At 38.5% G+C, this 20,776-nt stretch carries 22 protein-coding genes; 5 read left to right on the forward strand and 17 right to left on the reverse strand.

The window, feature by feature from the left end; all coding sequences use genetic code 11:
* Positions 1–4: 4 nt before the first annotated feature.
* The 14 genes from AAC388_RS09970 to AAC388_RS10035 all read right to left on the reverse strand — a co-directional run bounded on the left by AAC388_RS09970 (position 5) and on the right by AAC388_RS10035 (position 11,536).
* Positions 5–613 carry a TetR/AcrR family transcriptional regulator gene (locus AAC388_RS09970; protein ID WP_057085321.1) on the reverse strand — a complete coding sequence of 203 codons (609 nt, stop codon included), beginning with the start codon at positions 611–613 and terminating at the stop codon, positions 5–7.
* A 36-nt stretch (positions 614–649) separates the two neighbouring features.
* Positions 650–1,423 (reverse strand): TatD family hydrolase, encoded by a 774-nt coding sequence (locus tag AAC388_RS09975; protein WP_280584811.1) that lies wholly within the window; start codon positions 1,421–1,423, stop codon positions 650–652.
* Positions 1,424–1,440: 17 nt separating this feature from the next.
* Positions 1,441–1,782 (reverse strand): PilZ domain-containing protein, encoded by a 342-nt coding sequence (locus tag AAC388_RS09980; RefSeq protein ID WP_002121335.1) that lies wholly within the window; start codon positions 1,780–1,782, stop codon positions 1,441–1,443.
* 10 nt (positions 1,783–1,792) lie between these two features.
* The gene (locus AAC388_RS09985) at positions 1,793–2,773 is read right to left on the reverse strand and encodes a DNA polymerase III subunit delta' (RefSeq protein ID WP_017482275.1); all 981 of its coding nucleotides are present in this window, start codon (positions 2,771–2,773) and stop codon (positions 1,793–1,795) included.
* A gap of 13 nt (positions 2,774–2,786) precedes the next feature.
* Positions 2,787–3,548, reverse strand: a complete 762-nt coding sequence (gene kdsB / locus AAC388_RS09990) for a 3-deoxy-manno-octulosonate cytidylyltransferase (RefSeq protein WP_014206593.1) — start codon at positions 3,546–3,548, stop codon at positions 2,787–2,789.
* Between the two features lie 9 nt (positions 3,549–3,557).
* Positions 3,558–4,568 carry a tetraacyldisaccharide 4'-kinase gene (gene lpxK / locus AAC388_RS09995; RefSeq protein WP_342370540.1) on the reverse strand — a complete coding sequence of 337 codons (1,011 nt, stop codon included), beginning with the start codon at positions 4,566–4,568 and terminating at the stop codon, positions 3,558–3,560.
* 2 nt (positions 4,569–4,570) lie between these two features.
* Positions 4,571–6,298, reverse strand: coding sequence for a lipid A export permease/ATP-binding protein MsbA (msbA, locus tag AAC388_RS10000; protein ID WP_161282099.1), 1,728 nt, complete (start codon positions 6,296–6,298; stop codon positions 4,571–4,573).
* Complete coding sequence (locus AAC388_RS10005) at positions 6,295–6,723, reverse strand: biopolymer transporter ExbD (RefSeq protein WP_005069548.1); 429 nt, start codon at positions 6,721–6,723, stop codon at positions 6,295–6,297. The genes msbA and AAC388_RS10005 overlap by 4 nt, the downstream gene beginning before the upstream one ends.
* Positions 6,724–6,738: 15 nt before the next feature.
* Positions 6,739–7,374, reverse strand: a complete 636-nt coding sequence (locus AAC388_RS10010) for a MotA/TolQ/ExbB proton channel family protein (RefSeq protein ID WP_069035661.1) — start codon at positions 7,372–7,374, stop codon at positions 6,739–6,741.
* Positions 7,375–7,425: 51 nt separating this feature from the next.
* Positions 7,426–8,313: a ParB/RepB/Spo0J family partition protein gene (locus AAC388_RS10015; protein ID WP_017399496.1), complete on the reverse strand. Its 888-nt coding sequence runs from the start codon at positions 8,311–8,313 to the stop codon at positions 7,426–7,428.
* Positions 8,310–9,092 carry an AAA family ATPase gene (locus tag AAC388_RS10020; protein ID WP_342370541.1) on the reverse strand — a complete coding sequence of 261 codons (783 nt, stop codon included), beginning with the start codon at positions 9,090–9,092 and terminating at the stop codon, positions 8,310–8,312. The genes AAC388_RS10015 and AAC388_RS10020 overlap by 4 nt, the downstream gene beginning before the upstream one ends.
* A gap of 21 nt (positions 9,093–9,113) precedes the next feature.
* Positions 9,114–9,746: a 16S rRNA (guanine(527)-N(7))-methyltransferase RsmG gene (gene rsmG / locus AAC388_RS10025; protein WP_002121443.1), complete on the reverse strand. Its 633-nt coding sequence runs from the start codon at positions 9,744–9,746 to the stop codon at positions 9,114–9,116.
* An 87-nt stretch (positions 9,747–9,833) separates the two neighbouring features.
* Positions 9,834–10,523, reverse strand: a complete 690-nt coding sequence (murU, locus tag AAC388_RS10030; protein WP_002121402.1) for an N-acetylmuramate alpha-1-phosphate uridylyltransferase MurU — start codon at positions 10,521–10,523, stop codon at positions 9,834–9,836.
* Complete coding sequence (locus tag AAC388_RS10035; RefSeq protein ID WP_342370542.1) at positions 10,523–11,536, reverse strand: phosphotransferase; 1,014 nt, start codon at positions 11,534–11,536, stop codon at positions 10,523–10,525. The genes murU and AAC388_RS10035 overlap by 1 nt, the downstream gene beginning before the upstream one ends.
* Before the next feature lie 120 nt (positions 11,537–11,656).
* On the opposite strand from AAC388_RS10035, the gene AAC388_RS10040 reads away from it, so the two are divergent.
* Both AAC388_RS10040 and AAC388_RS10045 read left to right on the forward strand, forming a co-directional pair.
* Complete coding sequence (locus tag AAC388_RS10040) at positions 11,657–14,092, forward strand: LPS-assembly protein LptD (RefSeq protein ID WP_069140375.1); 2,436 nt, start codon at positions 11,657–11,659, stop codon at positions 14,090–14,092.
* On the forward strand, positions 14,092–15,402 hold the full coding sequence (locus AAC388_RS10045) for a peptidylprolyl isomerase (protein ID WP_017386817.1): 1,311 nt from the start codon (positions 14,092–14,094) through the stop codon (positions 15,400–15,402). The genes AAC388_RS10040 and AAC388_RS10045 overlap by 1 nt, the downstream gene beginning before the upstream one ends.
* A 118-nt stretch (positions 15,403–15,520) precedes the next feature.
* On the opposite strand, the gene fba is transcribed toward AAC388_RS10045, so the two are convergent.
* The 3 genes from fba to AAC388_RS10060 form a co-directional block, all read right to left on the reverse strand.
* Positions 15,521–16,558, reverse strand: coding sequence for a class II fructose-bisphosphate aldolase (gene fba / locus AAC388_RS10050; RefSeq protein ID WP_002121428.1), 1,038 nt, complete (start codon positions 16,556–16,558; stop codon positions 15,521–15,523).
* Between the two features lie 121 nt (positions 16,559–16,679).
* Positions 16,680–16,925 (reverse strand): hypothetical protein, encoded by a 246-nt coding sequence (locus AAC388_RS10055; RefSeq protein WP_002121463.1) that lies wholly within the window; start codon positions 16,923–16,925, stop codon positions 16,680–16,682.
* A 123-nt stretch (positions 16,926–17,048) separates the two neighbouring features.
* The gene (locus tag AAC388_RS10060) at positions 17,049–18,236 is read right to left on the reverse strand and encodes a phosphoglycerate kinase (protein WP_057070728.1); all 1,188 of its coding nucleotides are present in this window, start codon (positions 18,234–18,236) and stop codon (positions 17,049–17,051) included.
* Between the two features lie 138 nt (positions 18,237–18,374).
* On the opposite strand from AAC388_RS10060, the gene AAC388_RS10065 reads away from it, so the two are divergent.
* From AAC388_RS10065 to AAC388_RS10075, 3 genes are read left to right on the forward strand one after another with little or no spacing between them, the layout of a single operon-like run.
* A complete protein-coding gene (locus AAC388_RS10065; RefSeq protein WP_002121396.1) occupies positions 18,375–18,758 on the forward strand; it encodes a DUF2237 domain-containing protein in 384 nt (127 codons plus the stop codon).
* Complete coding sequence (locus AAC388_RS10070) at positions 18,758–19,351, forward strand: Maf family protein (protein ID WP_032003513.1); 594 nt, start codon at positions 18,758–18,760, stop codon at positions 19,349–19,351. Before AAC388_RS10065 ends, AAC388_RS10070 begins: the two co-directional genes overlap by 1 nt.
* Positions 19,352–19,381: 30 nt before the next feature.
* Positions 19,382–20,545: a cupin domain-containing protein gene (locus AAC388_RS10075; protein WP_069140374.1), complete on the forward strand. Its 1,164-nt coding sequence runs from the start codon at positions 19,382–19,384 to the stop codon at positions 20,543–20,545.
* The last annotated feature ends 231 nt before the right edge of the window (positions 20,546–20,776 follow it).

The raw sequence follows: 20,776 nt of genomic DNA on the forward strand, positions 1-20,776 counted from the left end.
CGACCTAAGCATATTGCTCAATAGCTTGTTTAGGTAAGGCTAAAGCCTGATCAATATAAGCCACTCTTAAAGTGTCTCTTGAACCTAAATATCGTTGATAAAAACTTGAATTGAGAATAGCTGCTGCACCATGAGTTAATGACCAAATAGAAGCAAGATAATCTCGTGTAGGCATATTGCTTTGAATAGATTCCAGGTAATGGTCTGTCATCCGAATGATAATTCGCAATCTCTGTTTACGCACTTGATAAAGTTCATGAAAAAGATGATGAACGCCTTGAGCAGTGATTGAGAGTTTTTCTTCAATTTGATGAAATAAAACTGTTCGTTCAGGATGATGTAAATGATGCAACATGAAAAAGGCCAAATGCTCTGGAAAGGCTTTTTCAGTATCTTGAACCATTTCAAGTAACATACGCTCATTACGAATAATCAACAGCATGTACAACTCATCTTTACTTTGAAAGTGTTTGTACAAAGTTCCTTTTGCTAAATCAAGCTCAGCAGCCAAGACATCGAGTGTCATTCCGGCTTCGCCATTTTCTAGCAACAATTGTTCCGCAACCTGAAATATTAATACTTCTCTTGCTCGGAACTGAGCCTGACGATCCATCTTCACGCAATTACTCTCTTATATAGTTTCTATAACCTAAATCGCTTTTAGCAAGTTCTCAAAATTTTGTGAGGTGATCATTGCAATTTCCTCAACCGATTTATCATATACATCACTGAGCGCTTTGGCTACATAAGGCACATATTTTGGTTCATTTGTTTTACCACGATATGGGACAGGTGCTAAATACGGGCTATCTGTTTCAATTAAAAGGCGATCTAGTGGGACCTGTTTAGCTACATCGCGCAAATCCTGTGCATTCTTAAATGACACAATACCGGAAAAAGAAATGTAATAACCACAATCAAGCACAGCTTTAGCAGTTTCCCAATCTTCAGTAAAACAATGCAGAATCCCATGTGTTGATTGTTCAGCACGGATAATATCTACCGTATCATGCTTTGCTGATCGGGTATGAACGACAACTGGTTTTTTTACAATTTTTGAAGCTTGGATATGTCTTGCAAAACATGTTTTTTGCTCTTCAATAAAATCTGTACTGTGATAATAGTCCAGTCCAGTTTCACCTAAAGCCCATACTTTTTCTGATTGACCCAATTCAACCAAATACTCAGTTGTTGCACGTGCCATTGTGTCCACATCCTCACAAGGGTGTACACCTACCGTATAACCAACATCTGCATGTTTATTTGCAATTTCAGCCAATGCAATATGGTCATCGAGATCAACGGAAATTGCCATAAACTTAGACACTCCTTCTGCTCGCGCCGCTGCAAGCGCAAGGTCCAGATCACCGTGATAAGGCGTTAAATCTAACATCGTTAAATGGCAATGCGTATCAACAAACACTTTTCTTTCCTATTTAATTACATCGTATAACTTGGACGGTCTAGAGACATACTACCAGCCAAAACTCGTTCTGCCTCAGTTTTATAGTAAATTCCCTTATCTCCACTTAACTGAATAGCAAAACCTTGAGGTTTAAATCCACTTTGCTTATGGGAGATCCAGATTACTTTTCCTGTTAGAGGAATTTTTTGAGACTGCTCAGGCAAAGTCGCTAAAATGAAAATTTCTTGTCCCATCTTTACCTTTTGTTTTGATGGTACGAATAGGCCTCCACCTTGCACATATCCCATATAGCTTGCTTGCAAAGTAGCTTTATCAGGAATATTTACCTGAATAATCCCCCCCATTTGCGGCTGCATAGTTTTCCCCTTAAATATTCATTAACGTTATAAATAATTGATCAATAATAAGTTGGCTTTGTACATTTTGTTCAACAAGCTTTTTTGCTTGCTGTAATTCACTATAAATATTAAATAAGCTTTCTAAATCATAATATGGGCTTAACTGATCAAAATCTAAATCAGTATTTTTCTGTGGTTGGTTTAGCTTGACACAAATTAAATCACCCAACAAGTATTCAAAAAGCATTATAAAATCATTAAAACTTAATTCTTTTTGCCATTTGCCTGAGAAAAATAAAGGCATATTTTTTTGAGCAACAATTTTAAGCCAATCATTTAAGAAAACTTGCCTTTTCGCAAACCAGTCACTTTGAGCAATTTCTATTGCTTGTAAAGGCATATCATTAGATAAGCCAAGTAGTAAATCAGGCTGCACTTCCGCAAGTTCAGATAAATGCTCATTCAAATAAGAAGTAGCTTGCTCATATGAAATACGATCTAAAGCGAAATGTTGCAATCGGCTACGAATAGTGGCCGGTAGTTTAAGATAGTGATCAGCTAATAAAATTAAAACAACACGCTCGCCTGGTTCTTCTAAAGTCTTTAGCAAAGCATTTGAAGATGCCAAATTAAGTGCTTCTGCAGGCTCAATCACAATAACGCGCCAACCTTCTCCCGTTTGTTGTACGAAAGGTAGTAAGTCACGAATCTTTTCTATTTTAATTTTTGCATTCTGTTTTTTATTTTCTTCATCCGTTGTGATATGAACATAATTGGGATGAGTGTCTGATTTTAACCATTGGCAACTACTACATTCACCACAAGGGCCCTGCGGCTGCTTATTTAAACAAAGTACCCATGCCAAAAACTGCTTAGCAAAAGCATGTTTTCCACAACCTTGCTTGCCGTAAAATAAGAGACCATGTCCAATATTGGGAAACCTTGTTGTCAAGGTGTCCCATGTTGTTTGCTGCCAAGGATAAACCTTTGAAGTTACATTCGGATTCATTAAAAATTAACGCTTATTCAAAAGATTCAACAGGCATACTATTTAAGCGATCAAGATCAGCTTGAGTGTCCACACCTGGTGGCAAATTGGCTTCGGCTACAGCAATTGCAATTCGATGACCATTTTCCAAAACACGTAATTGTTCAAGGCTCTCCAACTTTTCAAGCTTCCCCATATCCCATGTTACGTATTCTTGTAATAAGTTCACTCGATAAGCATATAAACCTAAATGACGAAATGCTTGTGAATGTAAAGTCGGTTCATCATGCTTAGCCCCATCTCGATCATAAGGAATGGTAGCCCGACTAAAATATAAAGCTTCATTTTGTTTAGACATGACTACTTTTACAATACTGTCACGCTGAAACTCATCTAAAGTATGAATCGGCTCACACAACGTCGACATTGAACAATTTGGTTTATCAACCAAAAGTTTTGCAACTTGCTGAACAAGTTGAGCTGGCAATAAAGGTTCATCACCTTGAACATTTACAATAATATCGTCTGCATCCCAGCCTTTAATACGAGCAACCTCACTTAAACGGTCTGTACCCGAAGGATGATCAGCGCTGGTAAGAACTACATCAATTCCATCTGCACGGCAGATCTCAGCAATACGTTCGTCATCTGTTGCCACGCATAAATCATCAAAACCTTCGACTTTTTTTGCCTGGTCCACTACACGTAAAATCATAGGACGATTATGAATAAGCAACAATGGTTTACCTGGCAAACGCGAACTTGAGAAGCGTGCTGGAATGACGATGTGTTTCATTTTTTCTTCCTAAGATAATTGAATATCAAGTTCTTGCAATTGCATTTTTAAAACCTGATAACACTGTGTAGACAGGACAGCTTTAACAGGAACTACCCAAATAGATTGTTTAAATTCAGGATGTTTTTCAAGTAATGGTAATAGTTTAACTGCATCTTTTTCAGTTGTAATAAGTGGCAGCTCGTCATTAAAAATTAAATCATTGATTGTGTAATCATGATGATCGCGAAATGCATGCTCTTGGAATTGCTTCAACCCTAGATCTTTAAGTGTTTGATAAAACCGTTGAGGAAAACCAATACCAACTACAGCATGATAATTATTCTCAAGATTAAAGCTTGGTTTAGAATTAGATAAAGGGTTAAGTAAATATGGCTGTCCTGTCTCAAGATGCATGTTTAATTCTGTATCAGGTTTATGAGTATGCTCAATCACTGTTCCAGTTTCTAAACGTTCAACAGGTTCTCGCAGATAGCCTTCAGGTAATAGTTTTTTATTCCCTAAACCACGATTTTGATCCAGTACAATCCACTCGATCTGTCGATCTAATGCCCAATGCTGCAACCCATCATCACTAATAATCAAATCTATTTCTGATGACTCAAGCAATAACTCTATTGCGGCCTGCCTATTAGGACCTACTGCCATTGGTACACTTGTAGCCTGAACAATTAATGCTGGCTCATCCCCAGCTTGAGCTACTTGGCCGCCCGAGGTAACTAGCAGTGGAAAAGGACCATTACCCCCATATCCCCGACTAATTACCCCTACTTTTACATTATGCTGCTGTAGATAATTCACCAGTTGTATTAGCAAGGGAGTTTTTCCACTTCCACCTACTGTGATATTACCAATAACCATCACAGGTACAGGCGCTTTATAAACTTGCTTAAAACCTGAATTATAAAGATTACGATTTAGTAAAAACCCAGCCCGATACAAGCAAGACAATGGACGTAAAGCAATCAACCAACTCGATTGTTTATTCCATGCATTCTGGATCAGCTGGGCTAATGACATGCTTAGTTATCCTCAAAATTACGCTGATGTAATTGATAATAAGCACCATGTTTTGCGAGGAGTTCTTGATGAGTACCTTGTTCAACAATTTGTCCTTGATCCATCACTACAATACGGTCAGCATTTTCAATTGTTGATAAACGGTGAGCAATGACGATCGTAGTGCGGTCTTGCATCGCTTCATCAAATGCTTGCTGAATAAAATGTTCAGATTCATTATCAAGAGCACTTGTAGCCTCATCCAAAATTAATATTGGAGCATTCTTTAAAATTGCTCGAGCAATAGCAATTCGCTGACGCTGACCACCGGATAAGTTTAGGCCCTGTGCCCCTAAAACAGTATCATAACCATTTGGTAAATTCATAATGAAGTCATGTGCATATGCAGCTTTTGCAGCGGCATAAATTTCCTCATCTGATGCACCTTGCAACTGACCATACGCAATGTTTTCACGAACAGTACGATTAAATAATACAACTTGCTGATTTACCATTGCGATTTGTGTACGCAGACAAGAAAGCTCAATGTCATTAATTGGCAAACCATCTAAGTAAATTTGCCCACTTGATACTTCTTGGAAACGTACCAACATATTAACTAATGAGCTTTTACCAGCGCCTGAACGTCCAACTAATGCTACAGTTTGACCAGGAAGAATATCTAAAGAGAAATCTTTAATAGCCTGTACGCCATCAGCATAATTTAATGCCACATGATCAAAACGAATCGCACCATTTAGTTTAGGTTTCAACTGACCATTATTTTGCTCTTCAGGCAAATCCAATAGTTCAAAAACAGAATGAGCTGCTGCTAAACCACGTTGTAACTTTTCATTAACGTCAGTTAAGTTTTTTACTGGTTTTGCTAATAAACCAGCAGCTGTAAGGTAAGCCACGAACTCACCAGCACTAGTATTACCTAAAATCTGTGGTCGTAAAGCTAACCATACAATAAGGGCCATCGCACAAGCCATTACTACCTGAACCACAGGACTATTCAGGTTTTGTACAATTACCATTTTTAAACCACGTTTTAAGTTTTCTTCTGATGACTTATAGAACCGTTCTTGTTCAGACTCTTCACCAGCAAAAGTTTTTACTACAGCATTACCATTGATACTCTCTTGAACAACGTGGTTCACGTCACCCATCGTATCTTGAACCTGTAATGAGAGTTTTCGCATACGTTTTGAAGCTTTACGTACCAATACACCAATTACAGGTAAAAATACAAAAATACATAGCGTAAGACGCCAATTGGTATAAAACAGGTAGCCTAACAGTCCCAGAGTAATCATCCCATCCCTAACAATGGTTCTTAATGACTCCGAAGAAGCTGCCGTTAGCTGCTCAACGTTATACATAATCTTGGCAGTAATATGGCCAGATGAATTATCGAGGTAATATTGTGCCGGTAGTCTTAAAAGTTTGGCATAAACTTCTTGGCGAATACTAAAAACTAAACTACGTGAAATCACCGCAGTATAGTAACCTCCCATAAAAAGGCCTAAACCACGGAAAAAAACCAATAAAATGATTAATAATGGGAACCAATCCAAATCACCTCTACTGCCATTTTGGATTGCATCAATAATAAATTTAATCAATTTAGCAACGGAGACTTCTGTTGCTGAGTTAATACCGAACCCGATAAGAACTAATAAGGCCACGCCCCAATAAGGTTTTAAATAGGCTATGAGACGCAAATAAACCTTAAAATCTTGATTCACTCAGAAAAACCTCTAGAAGGAACTTTGGTACTAATATTGATGTTAACAAAACCGAGTTGTCCTGCTACATCCATAACGCGAATTACATCCTGATGAGACGCTTTGGCATCCGCAGCAATGATGAACATAAAATCACGGCGCTCTTGAGCAACTTGCTTAATCGCAGTACTCAGATCAGCAACCTCTTTAGACGAAAGTGCCTGACCATTTACAGCATAATGACCAGAAGAGTCTACCACGACTTCAATTTTGTGATCGTACTGTTTTGGTGGAACACCTTGTGCATCTGGTAACGTTAAATTGAGGCGACTTGGCTGATTAAAAGTAGTCGATAGTAATAAAAAAACCAAAATGAACAACAAACAGTCAATCATAGGCGTTAAATTGATATGGATGTCTTCAACCTGAGAACGTTTAAATTTCATCTGGCTATTCACCCATCACCCAACATGACGATGTTCTGCTATAGACGAGGAACGTTTATAGAACAATGAGGCATGAAATAAAGTCGATTGCTGCTCTAGTTCAGCAATATAATCTTGTACTAATCTTTGAAAATAGCGATAAGCAACTAAAGCAGGAATCGCAATTAACATTCCCACAGCTGTAGTAATAAGCGCTTTAGAAATACCCGGAATCATTAAACTTGGACTACCTGCCGATCCAAAATCTATCACAAGGAATGACTCAATAATCCCGACTACTGTACCAAGCAGCCCTAATAAAGGCGCCACAGCACTCAAAGTCCCCAAGAAATTAATATTTTTTTCTAAATAAGAAATTTCTTGAGAAGCGGCTACTTCCATTTGTGCACGTGCAAATTGCTCACCATGCTCACGATGATCAAAACCTGCTTTTAAAATGTGAGCCAATGCGCTGTTTTGCACTTCTACATTTTGTTCCAAATTTTCCACAATATCTTCAGTTCTTAACGAACTATCATCAATTAATGCTTTGGGTAGAACTTGTGAACGTCTTAACCGAACAAAACGTTCAATGCTGATCGCAACAGTTAAAATTGAGCATAGAATTAAAGGCAGCATCAACCAGCCACCCGCTCTCACAAGTTCCCACATATCTTCTTCCCCAAGAATATAAAATTAGAAATATATGACCCAAAATGTAAATTAATCAGGCAAACAAATATTTAAAATGCCATCTAACTCATCTAAGGTATGGTAATGAATAACAAGCTTACCCTTACCTTTTTGATTATGATCAATTTTCACATTAGCGCCAAAACGCTCTGATAATTTTTGTGTCAATTGTTCAATATCTGGTGCTACAGGTGCTTTTTCCTTCTCCTGCTTAGGCTCACTTCTATCACGCACCAATTGCTCTGTTTGACGAACAGATAGTCCTTTTTCAATTACGATTTTAGCAACGTCTAATTGATCTTTACCCTTTAACGTCAAGATAGCTCGAGCATGCCCCATATCAAGCTGGCCTTGCTGCATGAAATCTTTAATTTCATCCGCCAAACTCAACAAACGAAGTAAATTACTTACCGTAGTACGTGCTTTCCCTACTGTGTCAGCAATTTCTTGATGGCTCAAACCGAATTCATCATGAAAACGCTGCAAGGCTATAGCCTGATCAATCGGATTTAAATCTTGACGCTGAATATTCTCAATAAGCGCCAGTGCAATAGCAACCTGATCATTTAAATCACGAACAATTGCAGGAATTTCAGTTAAACCCGCAAGTTGCGCTGCACGCCAGCGTCGTTCACCCGCAATGATTTCGTATGGATGTGCTTCATCATCAACTGGACGAATTACAATAGGTTGCATCACTCCATGTTTTTCAATAGAAGATGCTAGCTCTTGCAAATCATGCTCATGAATAAAGCGACGTGGTTGATATTCACCACGTTTCAATAAATTTACATCAATTTGTTTCAACTGTCCGTGGTCAAGTGCCTGTGCTTCCAGCTGTAATTTTTCTTTTTGAATTGAACCAAGTAATGCATCTAAACCACGTCCTTTAGCCAATCCGCGTTTTTTGATGCTCATACTTTACTTCCTTTCTTCACTTTACTTTTCTTCAACATCTCAGCTGCAAGATTTAAGTATGCAACTGCACCTTTAGAACTTTTCTCAAAATAGATAACAGGCAAACCATGCGCTGGTGCTTCTGCTAAGCGAACATTACGTGGAACGACAGTATCATAAAGTTTTTTACCGAAATACTGTTCTAACTCAGCAGATACATCACGTGTTAAAGCATTCCGTGCATCGTACATTGTACGTAATACACCAATAATTTCTAAATCAGGATTTAATGCCTTTTGAATACGATCTATAGTCTGGGTTAAATCAGCTAAACCTTCTAGCGCATAATATTCGCATTGCATAGGAATGATTACACTATCTACGGCTGCCAAAGCATTGACAGTAATCAAACTCAAGCTTGGCGCACAATCCACAATGATAAAATCAAATGAGTTTCGGATTTCATTCAAAGCATTTTTTAGAATAAATTCGCGCCCTTCTTGCTCTGCAATAGAAAGCTCAACACCGGAAAGTTCACGATTAGACCCTAAAACTTTATATCCAACTTCTGCTTTTTGAATGGCCGTTTCAATTGGTACTTCACCAAGTAGAACATCCGTAATGGAATACAAAAGATCGTTCTTTTGAATACCAGACCCCATCGTAGCATTACCTTGTGAATCCATATCTACAAGTAATACACGTTTCTTTAATACAGCTAGAGACGCTGCAAGATTTACTGCAGTCGTTGTTTTACCAACACCACCCTTTTGGTTTGCAATCGCAATAATTTGAGCCATGGTAACCCTAATACTTTTTATTTAAATACGTTGAAGTAAAAGTAAATGACGTTGTTCATCAAGTCTTGGTACGCGCAGCTCAATCACTTTACATGAAAAGTCCTGCTTAAGTTGCTCAATTTCCTCAACTGGCACAACTCCTTTCATTGCTGCAATTATACTGCTCTGATGCAAGTATGGCTGAGCTGCATCCACAAAATCCGTTAAAGAAGCAAAAGCGCGACTTGTAATCACATCAAATTGACCAAGCTCATCAATTGTATCTTGATTTTCAACACGTGTTTGCACGGCTACTACGTTTTTTAACTTAAGGTCAGCAATAAACTGTTTCAAAAAACGAATTTTCTTACCATTTGAATCAAGTAATACACATGAGCGTTCCGGCTGACATAAAGCAATGATCATGCCCGGCATACCACCACCTGTACCTACATCAAGCAAACGGCCTGTTGGCAAATCTTTCAAAATACTTAGGCTATCTAACAAATGCTTCACTAACATTTCTTTCGGATCACGAATCGCTGTTAGATTATAAGCTTTGTTCCAAAGTACCAAAGCATCTTGATACTTCAACAATAATGTCAAAGCTTCATCGCTAAGCGATAAACCTAATTTTTGACTACCCTGTTGTAACTCTTGAAAAAACGGATGCATAAACAGATAACATCTAAGTAAAATTTAAAACAAAGTATACCCATTTATGCATCGTGGAACACTAGTTAACGATTAGGGATTACACACTTAATCGTAGAAGCCTTCACGAATTTGCAAATCTAGCTCCATTAAACGCTCAGGCGTTCCCACATCTACCCATGCACCTTTAAGCTTTTCACCAGATATTTTCTGATTATGCATCGCTTGCTTCAATAGTGGAGCTAAAGGACGCTTACCCGCTTCCAATCCGTCAAAAAGTTTAGGATGAATAACTGATAGACCGCTAAAAGTGAGGTTTTCGCCCGTCACATCTTGATCGAATGTAAAAGCGCGCCCATCCAATAATGTAAAGTCGCCTTCAGGATGCTGTTTAGGATTATCAACTAACACAAGATGTGCCAAATCATCATTTAGTTTAATATGGCGCAGACCTTCAAAATCCATTGTGGTCCATACATCCCCATTCACAAGAATAAAAGGATCTGTTCCAAGCAGTGGTAAAGCATTAATAATTCCACCAGCTGTTTCTAGCCCTTCATCCTCTCGTGTCCAACGGATATCCACACCAAATTGAGAGCCATCACCTAAACTACTGATAAGTTTGTCGGCCAACCATGCAGAATTGATGACTATTTCAGTCACACCAATTTTCTTAAGTTTTTCAATATGCCACACAATAAGGGGCTTACCGCCTACCTCGAGCAAAGGCTTTGGTGTATATAGCGTAAGTGGACGCATACGATTGCCCAAGCCAGCAGCAAGAATCATTGCTTTCATTATGCTGCTACCTCATAGCTACCATATTTCTCGATAAATTTAGGCATCACGTTGTTATTCATAAATACCATAAACTCTTCAAGCTCAGCGTAACCACGGCTTTCTTCAAGCAGATACCACATGACACGTGGTAAATCCTTCAAATAACCCGACTTCCCATCACGTTCAAACAAGCGAACAAAAATACCTAGAATTTTAATATGGCGTTGGATGGCCATTAAATCTGCATCACGTTTAAATTGATCAAAGCTACGGTTCTTTTTTGTCGACGCTGGTAACAGGTCATAAAACACTTTAAACCATTGATAAACACGATCAGCGTTCCATTGAACATATGCATCACGAGTAATCGAAATTAGGTCATATGTATCAGCGCCAATAACAGCATCTTGGAAGTCGATTACCCCTAACTCTTGCTCATCGGTAATTTTCATCAAATTTCGACTATGAAAATCTCGATGTACAATAACTTGTGGTTGGGCTAATGCAGCATGAGCCAAGAAGTCAAATGCATTATCAATCGTTTTTTTCTGTTCAGCAGTCGGCTGAATAGAAAGCGACGGTAACATCCAGTCTGTGAGTAGATGCATTTCCGACATTAATTTTTCGTAAGAATAAGTTGGGAACTGATTAGTCCCGTCAATAGACTGCAATTGAATAAGTTGTTTAAAACTTTGTTCGTAGTATTTATCAACAGTTTCATTAGTTAATAATGTCGACAAAAGCACATCACCAAAGTCTTCTAACAATAGAAAACCTTGAGCCAGATCTTTCGCGACGATCTGAGGCACACGTACGCCATGGCTCGCAAAAAACTCGTCAATGGTCACAAACGGAACACAGTCTTCTTTTTCTGGAGGGGCATCCATGAGCATATACGTTTTATTTTGTAACTCGATACGCGCATAACGGCGGAAGCTTGCATCACCTGCTAAAAAAGCGATCTTAAATTGATCATTTTCAAGAACAGATGTAAGCCATGTATATATCAATTGTTCACGTTGTGTATTCATTTGCAATAAAATCTAAAACAAGCTGAGATTTTTGAAGGGTTAAGTGTAGCCACTTATAAACTTTTTCTCTATGATGCGACAATAATTAATTGTGAATTAGCATACTTGGTTAATGAGACAATGAAGCATCAGTTTAAATTTAATCCTTTAGCGACAGCTATTTTTACGCTCTTATGTGGCTCCATACAATCAAGTTATGCTGAGTCAACTGATGTTGTCTCCAATATAGACAATAATCAACTTAAAGCGAGCATCAAGGAAGCTTACCCAGGTCAAGAATTCTTTCAGCAATATTATGTTGATAAATCTGCACCTGAAGCCCAGCTTCGTGACAATAAATATTTAAGCTCGGCATTTTGCCAAGGCACATGGGTTACACCGATTAACCCTGAGACCAAAGCTTTAGACGCCGACAAAGCGACTTCTGTCGTTACGGCTAACTACGGACATTACAATCCAGCGGGTGACTCTGTTTTAGAAGGTGATGTCGTTATTGATCAGGAAGGACGTACAGTTCGTGCTGACAAAGTAACGATTGATAAGACCCAAACCTTTGCGCATGCACAAGGTCGAGTACAGTTAGCTCAAGGCGGGTTACTTTCACAGAGTGATGAAATTAATTATAACCTAAAAACCCAAACCGGGAATTTAGACAATAGTTTTTATATTTCTGAACAGCAACATGCCCATGGTCATGCAGGAAAAATCGAAAGAACCTCACCAAATGTTATGGTTCTTAATGATGCAACCTATACGACTTGCCCACCAGGCCAAAAACCCGGTTGGAAAATCCAAGCTAATAAAATTGAGTTAAATCAGGAAACAGGACGCGGCGTAACTCGTGGAACAAAATTATATGTTAAGGACGTTCCTGTTCTAGCTGTTCCCTATTTTAACTTCCCGATTGACGACCGCCGTACTACAGGTATTCTTAACCCACAATTTGGTTTCTCAAATGATGGTGGTGTTGAGCTTTCTGTTCCGGTTTATTTAAATCTTGCACCTAACTATGATTTGACACTTACTCCGCGATATTTAGCAGACCGCGGTGCAATGCTAAAAGGTGAATTTAGATATTTAACCGATGGCTTTGGTGCTGGGGAAATGTGGGGTGGCATCTTGCCATCTGATAAAGGTTATGATGACAAAGATCGTAAAGATTTCCATTTTTTACATAATTGGGATATCAACGATCAGTGGTCTACTAACCTCGAATATAACTATGCATCAGATAAAGATTATTTCTCTGACTTAGACAGCAGTCCTAACTCTAAAACAGATCTTAACTTACGTAGAGCTTGGGAACTTAACTACCAACATGGTATTCCGGGTTTAAAAGCACAGCTTAAGGTCGAAGATTTCCAGACACTTGATCCTGAAGTTGCAGATGCAGATAAGCCATACGCGCGCTTACCACAATTCTTATTAAATTACGTCACTGGTAATCCACTAGGACTACAATACGAATTTAATAACGACACTGCTTACTTTAAGAAATCAATTAATGATGATTCTGCTCAAGAAAGTAGTGGTACACGTATTTATAACCAGTTCGCAACGCGTTATAACTACCGTACACCAGCAGCTTTTGTGATTCCTGAAGTCTCTGTACGTTCTATTCAAACGTTTTATGATAAAGATACTCAGTTAAATAACCCTGGCGGTTCTGAAAATAAATCAGTCGTTGTACCTCAATTTACTTTAGACACTGGGCTGAACTTTGAACGTGATGGTAAGTACTTACAAACACTTACACCACGTGCTTTCTATGCATATGCGCCATACAAAAATCAAGATGGTTATCCTAACTTTGACTCAACCACTGCGTCAGTAAGTTATGATCAATTATTTAACCCTTACCGTTTTTATGGTCATGACCGCCTAGAAGACAATAACTTTTTATCATTGGGTGTAAGTTATAGCCTCTTTGACACAGTAGGTTTAGAACGTTTACGGGCAAGTGTAGGTCAAAGTTACTATTTCGAAGACCGTCGTGTCACCTTACAACGACAACAAGATGAAATTGATACTGAACGCAACACAGGTCCTGTGGTGAGTCTATCAAGCCAGCTTAACCAAAACTTTACCATTGCTGCCAACTCAGCTTGGATGTCGAATGGTGACAATGCTCAACGTGACTTCCAACTTTACTATACTGGTGATAAAGGAAATCTATATAACTTAGGCTATTTCTATCGTAAAGATATTCCTGGTCGTCAAGATACTTATGACCAAGTTGTTGCATCGTTTATACAACCAATTAAAGACAATTGGCGTATTATGGGCCACGTACAATATGACATGGACAATGATGTTGCCCGTGAACTCTTGCTAGGAGTTAACTATGAGTCATGTTGCTGGGGTATTTCTGTCTATGGCCGTTCATACTATAACGATCTAGACGATCCAAAATCTCCAGATGTTAGTGAAAAGCGCGCGATCATGGCCGAAATTACATTAAAAGGTTTAGGTGGTTTAAACAATAAACTCGCGTCTTTACTTGAAAATCGCGTTTTAGGTTTTAACAAAATTAATCAATCTTGGACACAACGTTAATGAAGACAAAGCATCTTAAACAGTTTTTTAAAGCAACTACACTTGCTGCCCTAATCTCTTCATCAATGCATAGTTTTGCCCAACCCGCTGATGAAGTTGTGGCAATTGTGGACAATAGCGTAATTTTAAAAAGCGATCTTCAACAAGGTATGGCTGAAGCAGCTCATGAACTGCAAGCTCAAAAGAAAGAAGTGCCACCTCAGCAATACTTACAGTTTCAAGTATTAGATCAACTCATCTTGCGTGAGGCACAACTTGAACAAGTTAAAAAATATGGCATCAAACCTGATGAAAAAAGCTTAAATGAAGCAGTCTTAAAAGTAGCAGGTCAATCTGGCTCTAAAAGTTTAGAAGCTTTCCAGCAGAAATTAGATGCTATGGCACCAGGAACTTATGAAAGTTTACGTGGCCGAATCGCTGAGGATTTAGCGATTAGTCGTTTGCGCCAACAACAAGTGATGTCTCGTATTAAAATTAGTGATCAAGATGTAGAAAACTTCTTAAAATCACCTCAGGGACAAGCTGCGTTAGGTAATCAAGCACATGTAATTCATATGCGCATTTCTGGTGACAATGCACAAGAAGTTCAATCTGTAGCTAAAGAAGTGCGTTCAAAGCTTGCGCAAAGTAATGATATAAATGCTTTGAAAAAACTTTCAACTGCAAATGTAAAAGTTGAAGGTGCTGACATGGGTTTCCGCCCACTGTCTGATATTCCTGCTGAACTTGCAGCTCGCATTACTCCATTACAAGATGGTCAAACGACTGACTTAGTTTCAGTACGTGATGGTGTACATGTTTTAAAGCTTCTTGAACGTAAACAAAATGAGCAAAAAGCTTTAGTACCTCAATTTCAAACCCGCCACATTCTTATTCAACCATCTGAAGTAGTCACTCTTGAGAATGCTAAGCAAATTATTGATAACATCTATAAACGCTTAAAAGCTGGTCAAGATTTTGCAACACTTGCAGCAACCTATTCAAATGACACAGGTTCAGCACGTGATGGTGGAAGTTTGGGTTGGGTAACACCTGGAATGATGGTTCCTGAATTTGATAAAAAAATGCAGGAAATTCCTGTAGGTGAAATTAGCGAACCTTTCCAAACTCAGTTCGGCTGGCATATCTTACAAGTAACGGATAAACGTGAAAAAGACATGACGCATGAATATCAAGAGCGTATGGCACGTCAAATTTTAGGTGAACGCCAATTTAACACTGAGATTGATAGCTGGTTACGTGAAGTACGTGCAAACGCATATGTAGAAATCAAAGATCCAAGTCTAGATAAAAAGAACTTACAAAAGTAAGTCTTTTTCTCTTCATCAAAACCTGTGACAAACACAGGTTTTTTTATGCATGAAATTTTCCTAATAAAAAACCGGTTATATAAATAACCGGTTTCTATAAATTAAACCCTAACGGGAATTATTTATAACGATCAACCATTTTCTCTAGAGAAATCGGGCGAATCTTGTCAGCATTTCCAGCTGTACCAAACGCTTCATAACGATCAATACAAATTTGCTTCATTGAATCTACAGTTTTAGCAAAGTATTTACGTGGATCGAATTCAGCTGGGTTTTCAGCCATAAACTGACGAATTGCACCAGTAGATGCTAAGCGTAAGTCTGTATCGATATTGATCTTACGCACACCATGTTTAATTGCTTCTACAAGCTGTTCAACAGGTACACCATAGGTCTCTTTAATATCACCGCCAAACTCATTGATTACTTTCAACCACTCTTGCGGCACAGAACTTGAACCATGCATAACAAGATGAGTATTTGGTAATGCCGCATGAATTTCTTTAATTCGGTCAATTGCCAAGATATCACCTGTAGGTGGACGAGTGAACTTGTAAGCACCATGTGAAGTACCTACAGCAATCGCTAATGCATCTACATTTGTATCGGCAACAAACTGAGTTGCTTCTTCAACAGAAGTAAGAAGTTGTGAGTGATCAAGTACACCTTCTGCACCAACACCGTCTTCTTCGCCAGCCATACCAGTTTCAAGGCTACCTAAACAGCCAATCTCACCTTCGACAGAAACACCACATGCATGTGCTAAAGCAACAACATTACGAGTTACATCAACGTTGTATTCGTAAGAAGTAGGTGTTTTACCATCTGTACCTAATGAACCGTCCATCATCACTGAGCTAAAGCCAAGCTGAATTGAACGCTGACAGATATCAGGGCTTGTTCCATGGTCTTGATGCATTACCACTGGAATATGTGGCCATTCTTCAATTGCAGCCAAAATAAGATGGCGTAAGAATGGAGCGCCTGCATATTTGCGAGCTCCAGCTGATGCTTGAACAATTACAGGTGAATTGGTTGCATCCGCGGCAAGCATAATTGCACGCATTTGTTCTAAGTTATTTACGTTAAATGCTGGTACGCCGTAGTTATGTTCAGCAGCGTGATCCAAGAGCTGGCGCATTGAAATGAGTGCCATAATATCCTCCCAGGTAGTGCGGCTTATTCTACCCTGTCATTTATTTCAATTCAGCAACAAATCACAGTATTTCAAAAAAAATCCCTGCATTTGCAGGGATTTTTTAACAAAAAACAACAAATTAATGTGTTTCTGAAGCAGCAGCCTCACTTGGCGCACTACCTTCAACCACATCTGTATTCTTTTCATCTAGAACTGGCTTATCGATCGCATCAATTGCTGCTTGTTGCTCAGGCGTTACTTTTTCAGAAACAGCAGTAGATGCAGCTGATTCTTGCCCCGCTTGAGATGCTTCATCTTTCTTAGCACAAGCAGTCAACATCATCGGTACAATTAACATAGCAGCAAATGTAAGCTTTAAATTCATCACTATTTTCCACAGTTGGTGATTTAATACTCGACATTTTATTGCAAATATATGACAGTTTAATGACTTATCAATGAAAAAGGGATTGGTTACCCAATCCCTTCTTATTTCTATATAACAGTATTAAGCACGTTCAAGCAAAACAGCAACTGCTGGCAATGTTTTTCCTTCAACAAACTCAAGGAATGCACCACCACCTGTAGAAATATAACCAATTTGGTCAGCTACGTTATATTTATCAATCGCAGCTAATGTATCTCCACCACCAGCGATCGAGAATCCTTCCGATTGAGCAACCGCAAGAGAAAGCGCTTTAGTACCTTCACCAAATTGATCTACTTCAAATACGCCTACTGGACCATTCCAAAGGATCGTTTTTGATGTTGTTAAAATATCAGCAAATGCTTTAGCTGTTTCTGGACCAACGTCTAAAATCATATCATTTGCAGTCACATCTTCTACTTTCTTCACAACAGCTTGAGCTGCTGCTAAAGAACCTAAGAAATCTTCAAAATTAATTTGCGATGCATCCGCAACTACAACATCTGTAGGAAGTGGGACACTTACTTTAGCAGCAATTTGTTTAGCAGTTTCAACCAAGTCAGCTTCATATAATGATTTACCAACGTTAAAGCCAGCAGCTGCTAAGAATGTATTTGCAATACCGCCACCAACGATCAGTTGATCACAGATACTAGAAAGTGAGTTTAAAACATCGAGTTTAGTTGAAACTTTAGAACCAGCAACAATTGCAACCATTGGTTTTTCAGGAGTTTGCATTGCACGGCCTAGTGCATCTAACTCAGCAGCCAACAAAGGACCAGCAGCAGCAACTGGAGCGAAACGAGCTACGCCTTCAGTAGATGCTTCTGCACGATGAGCAGTACCAAATGCATCCATAACAAATACGTCACATAATGCAGCATATTTTTGAGCGAGCTCTGGATTATTTTTCTTTTCGCCATGGTTAAAGCGTACATTTTCAAGCAATACAACTTGACCAGCTTCAACTTCAACGCCTTCTAGATAATCTGTTAATAATTTAACTTCTTGGCCCAATACTTCTGTTAAATAAGCAGCGACTGGTGCAAGTGATTGTTCTGGCTTTGGTTCACCTTCAACAGGACGACCTAGATGTGAACATACCATCACTGCTGCGCCTTTATCTAAAGCAGCTTTAATAGTTGGTAATGCTGCACGTAAGCGAGCATCGCTAGTAATCACACCATTTTTGACAGGAACGTTTAAATCTTCACGAATAAGGACACGTTTGCCTGTTAAGTTAAGGTCAGTCATACGCTGAAAATTCATGTAAAGCTCTCTTTATGATTTTAAAAACGCGCCAATTTTAAATGATTACATCAAAAAAGGTTAGTTTTTTTGCATAAAAGCTGTAGAAAGCCCCAGTTTTGATTATGATAGAGGTAGTTATTTGATATTTCACCCATTATGTCTATTCATCCAGATCCACAAATCAATCGCTTAAATGTTTTAGGGGAACCTTTAGCAAGTTGTTGCTTTGACCCTATTACAGGCTATTTTAGAAATGGTTTCTGCCACACAGCAGTAACAGACCTTGGTCAGCACACCGTATGTGCACAAATGACCTCTGATTTCTTAAATTTCTCTCAGAAAATTGGTAATGATCTTATTACTCCTTTGCCAGAAGTAGGTTTCCCTGGTCTGAAACCGGGTGATTTCTGGTGTATCTGCGTAACTCGCTGGGTAGAGGCTTATCAAGCTGGTGAAGCCCCTCCTATTAAAATACATGCATGTCATCAAGCTGTATTAAGCTATGTACCTTTAGATGTATTAATGGAATTTGCAGTGTAATGGTTCAGCCACAAATTATTTTGGCTTCGAGTAGTCAAACTCGCAAAGACTTAATGGACCGTCTTGGAATTAATTATATTTGTATTAGTCCCGATATTGATGAAAGTCCTCGCGATGAAACCCATGCCGATGAACTTGCAAAAAGGCTCGCTTTCACAAAAGCTCAGGTGATTGCTGAACAGAACCCATCAGCCATCGTTATTGGTTCAGATCAAGTTGCTTGGCGAGAACATGCTCCGCATGACTTTATTGGCAAACCGATGACTAGTGAAAATGCTAAAGCACAACTAGCCGAAAATTCTGGTCGAACTGTTTTTTTTAGTACAGCACTTAGCGTGCAATGGCTCGATAGAAACTTTGAACAAACGCTCGTTGAACATTATCAAGTTAAATTTCGAAACCTGAATCAAGCTGAAATTGAACGATACGTTTTATTAGATCAGCCACTACATTGCGCTGGCAGCTTTAAGTGTGAAAGTTTAGGAATTAGCTTGTTTGAAAAAATGATAGGCCAAGACCAGACCACACTTATGGGTCTTCCTATGATTCAACTTTGCCATATTTTAAGGCAACTTGATCTACAAATTCCTTAATTCTAGATATTTTATAAATAGGTTATTTCCATGACAGAACCTTTAACAGTTTTAGGCGGTATTACTGCCGAGCAATTTTTAGCAGAGTATTGGCAGAAAAAACCTTTACTGGTACGTAACGGATTACCAGAAATTATAGGTCTTTTACAACCTCAGGATGTGCAAGAACTTGCCTTGGAAGAACATGCAAGTGCCAGACTGATTCGCCAAAAAGATAAAAATCCAAATGAATGGCACGCAAAGTCTTCACCTTTAACCAAAGGTGATTTTCAAAAGCTACCAAAATTATGGTCAATTTTAGTACAGGCAGTAGATCACTACTCTTTTGATCTTTCTGAACTTTGGAAAAAATTTCCTTTTATTCCTCAATGGCGCCGCGACGATATTATGGTGTCTTATGCACCTAAGGGTGGTTCAGTTGGGAAACATTTCGATTTTTATGATGTGTTTTTAGTTCAGGGTCATGGTCATCGTCGCTGGCAGCTAGGTCAAATGTGCGATGCAAATACTACATTTGTACCCAATCAACCATTAAAACTTTTGCCAGAAATAGATGTGCAATTTGATGAAGTTTTAGCACCAGGTGATTTACTCTATATTCCACCTGGAATGGCACATTATGGGGTTGCCGAAGATGACTGCTTAACTTTCTCATTTGGCTTTCGCATGCCAAACATTGCAGGAATGATGGAACGCATTAGCGATCAATTTTCAGCTAATATTTTACTTCAAAATCCTGTTGTAGATATCGCACGCAAACAAATGAGTCAAATTGGTGAAATTAGCTCAACTGAACTAAGTTATCTAAAAGAATTAGTTTTAGCTCAGTTGCAAGACTCTACAGCACTTGATGCAGCAATCATGTCATACATGAGTGAACCTAAATATCCAGATAATATTCCAGAACCTGATGAGATCGAAGCCGATGATCTTCAAGAGATCTTACATGAAGGTTATGAAGTTCTATTAGAACCTGCCTCTCGCCTACTTTATACAGAAAATAACGGAATTCTGAGCTTCTGGGGAAATGGCGAAGCGCTATGTATAGCTGAAACTTTCGCACCAAAATTAAAAGCTATTGCTGATGGAGAAAGCTTAGCTTTCGATAGCGAATTTAATGAGCTTGAAATCCTTGAGAATGTTGCTTACTTACTCAATGAATCTATTTTGATGCTTTTACCTCCTTCAGAGTAAGAAACTTTAATAAAAATGGACTTTTCAAAGCAACGGGAAGTCCACTTTTAAATTAGCCGACAAATTCAAAAATAGATTTGTTTTTTTGTTTATTAATTTTCCTTTTTAAATTTTAAAATCGACTTATCGCAAAAATATTGGAGTTAAAAGATTTTGAAAAAGGAAGTATGATTATTTAAATATATAGCCTAAAACTCTTTGCCATTCCCCTAAAAGTAAAACTTCAGCGTT

This window comes from Acinetobacter sp. D009 (assembly GCF_038562025.1).
Taxonomy (GTDB): Bacteria; Pseudomonadota; Gammaproteobacteria; order Pseudomonadales; family Moraxellaceae; genus Acinetobacter; species Acinetobacter pittii.

Bases quoted from the DNA above. Each gene is read 5' to 3' on its own strand.
- AAC388_RS09970 (WP_057085321.1), bottom strand. From the start codon at position 613: ATGGATCGTCAGGCTCAGTTCCGAGCAAGAGAAGTATTAATATTTCAG.
- AAC388_RS09980 (WP_002121335.1), bottom strand. From the start codon at position 1,782: ATGCAGCCGCAAATGGGGGGGATTATTCAGGTAAATATTCCTGATAAA.
- AAC388_RS09985 (WP_017482275.1), bottom strand. From the start codon at position 2,773: ATGAATCCGAATGTAACTTCAAAGGTTTATCCTTGGCAGCAAACAACA.
- kdsB (WP_014206593.1), bottom strand. From the start codon at position 3,548: ATGAAACACATCGTCATTCCAGCACGCTTCTCAAGTTCGCGTTTGCCA.
- lpxK (WP_342370540.1), bottom strand. From the start codon at position 4,568: ATGTCATTAGCCCAGCTGATCCAGAATGCATGGAATAAACAATCGAGT.
- AAC388_RS10005 (WP_005069548.1), bottom strand. From the start codon at position 6,723: ATGAAATTTAAACGTTCTCAGGTTGAAGACATCCATATCAATTTAACG.
- AAC388_RS10010 (WP_069035661.1), bottom strand. From the start codon at position 7,374: ATGTGGGAACTTGTGAGAGCGGGTGGCTGGTTGATGCTGCCTTTAATT.
- AAC388_RS10015 (WP_017399496.1), bottom strand. From the start codon at position 8,313: ATGAGCATCAAAAAACGCGGATTGGCTAAAGGACGTGGTTTAGATGCA.
- AAC388_RS10020 (WP_342370541.1), bottom strand. From the start codon at position 9,092: ATGGCTCAAATTATTGCGATTGCAAACCAAAAGGGTGGTGTTGGTAAA.
- rsmG (WP_002121443.1), bottom strand. From the start codon at position 9,746: ATGCATCCGTTTTTTCAAGAGTTACAACAGGGTAGTCAAAAATTAGGT.
- murU (WP_002121402.1), bottom strand. From the start codon at position 10,523: ATGAAAGCAATGATTCTTGCTGCTGGCTTGGGCAATCGTATGCGTCCA.
- AAC388_RS10035 (WP_342370542.1), bottom strand. From the start codon at position 11,536: ATGAATACACAACGTGAACAATTGATATATACATGGCTTACATCTGTT.
- AAC388_RS10040 (WP_069140375.1), top strand. From the start codon at position 11,657: ATGAAGCATCAGTTTAAATTTAATCCTTTAGCGACAGCTATTTTTACG.
- AAC388_RS10045 (WP_017386817.1), top strand. From the start codon at position 14,092: ATGAAGACAAAGCATCTTAAACAGTTTTTTAAAGCAACTACACTTGCT.
- fba (WP_002121428.1), bottom strand. From the start codon at position 16,558: ATGGCACTCATTTCAATGCGCCAGCTCTTGGATCACGCTGCTGAACAT.
- AAC388_RS10055 (WP_002121463.1), bottom strand. From the start codon at position 16,925: ATGAATTTAAAGCTTACATTTGCTGCTATGTTAATTGTACCGATGATG.
- AAC388_RS10060 (WP_057070728.1), bottom strand. From the start codon at position 18,236: ATGAATTTTCAGCGTATGACTGACCTTAACTTAACAGGCAAACGTGTC.
- AAC388_RS10065 (WP_002121396.1), top strand. From the start codon at position 18,375: ATGTCTATTCATCCAGATCCACAAATCAATCGCTTAAATGTTTTAGGG.
- AAC388_RS10070 (WP_032003513.1), top strand. From the start codon at position 18,758: ATGGTTCAGCCACAAATTATTTTGGCTTCGAGTAGTCAAACTCGCAAA.
- AAC388_RS10075 (WP_069140374.1), top strand. From the start codon at position 19,382: ATGACAGAACCTTTAACAGTTTTAGGCGGTATTACTGCCGAGCAATTT.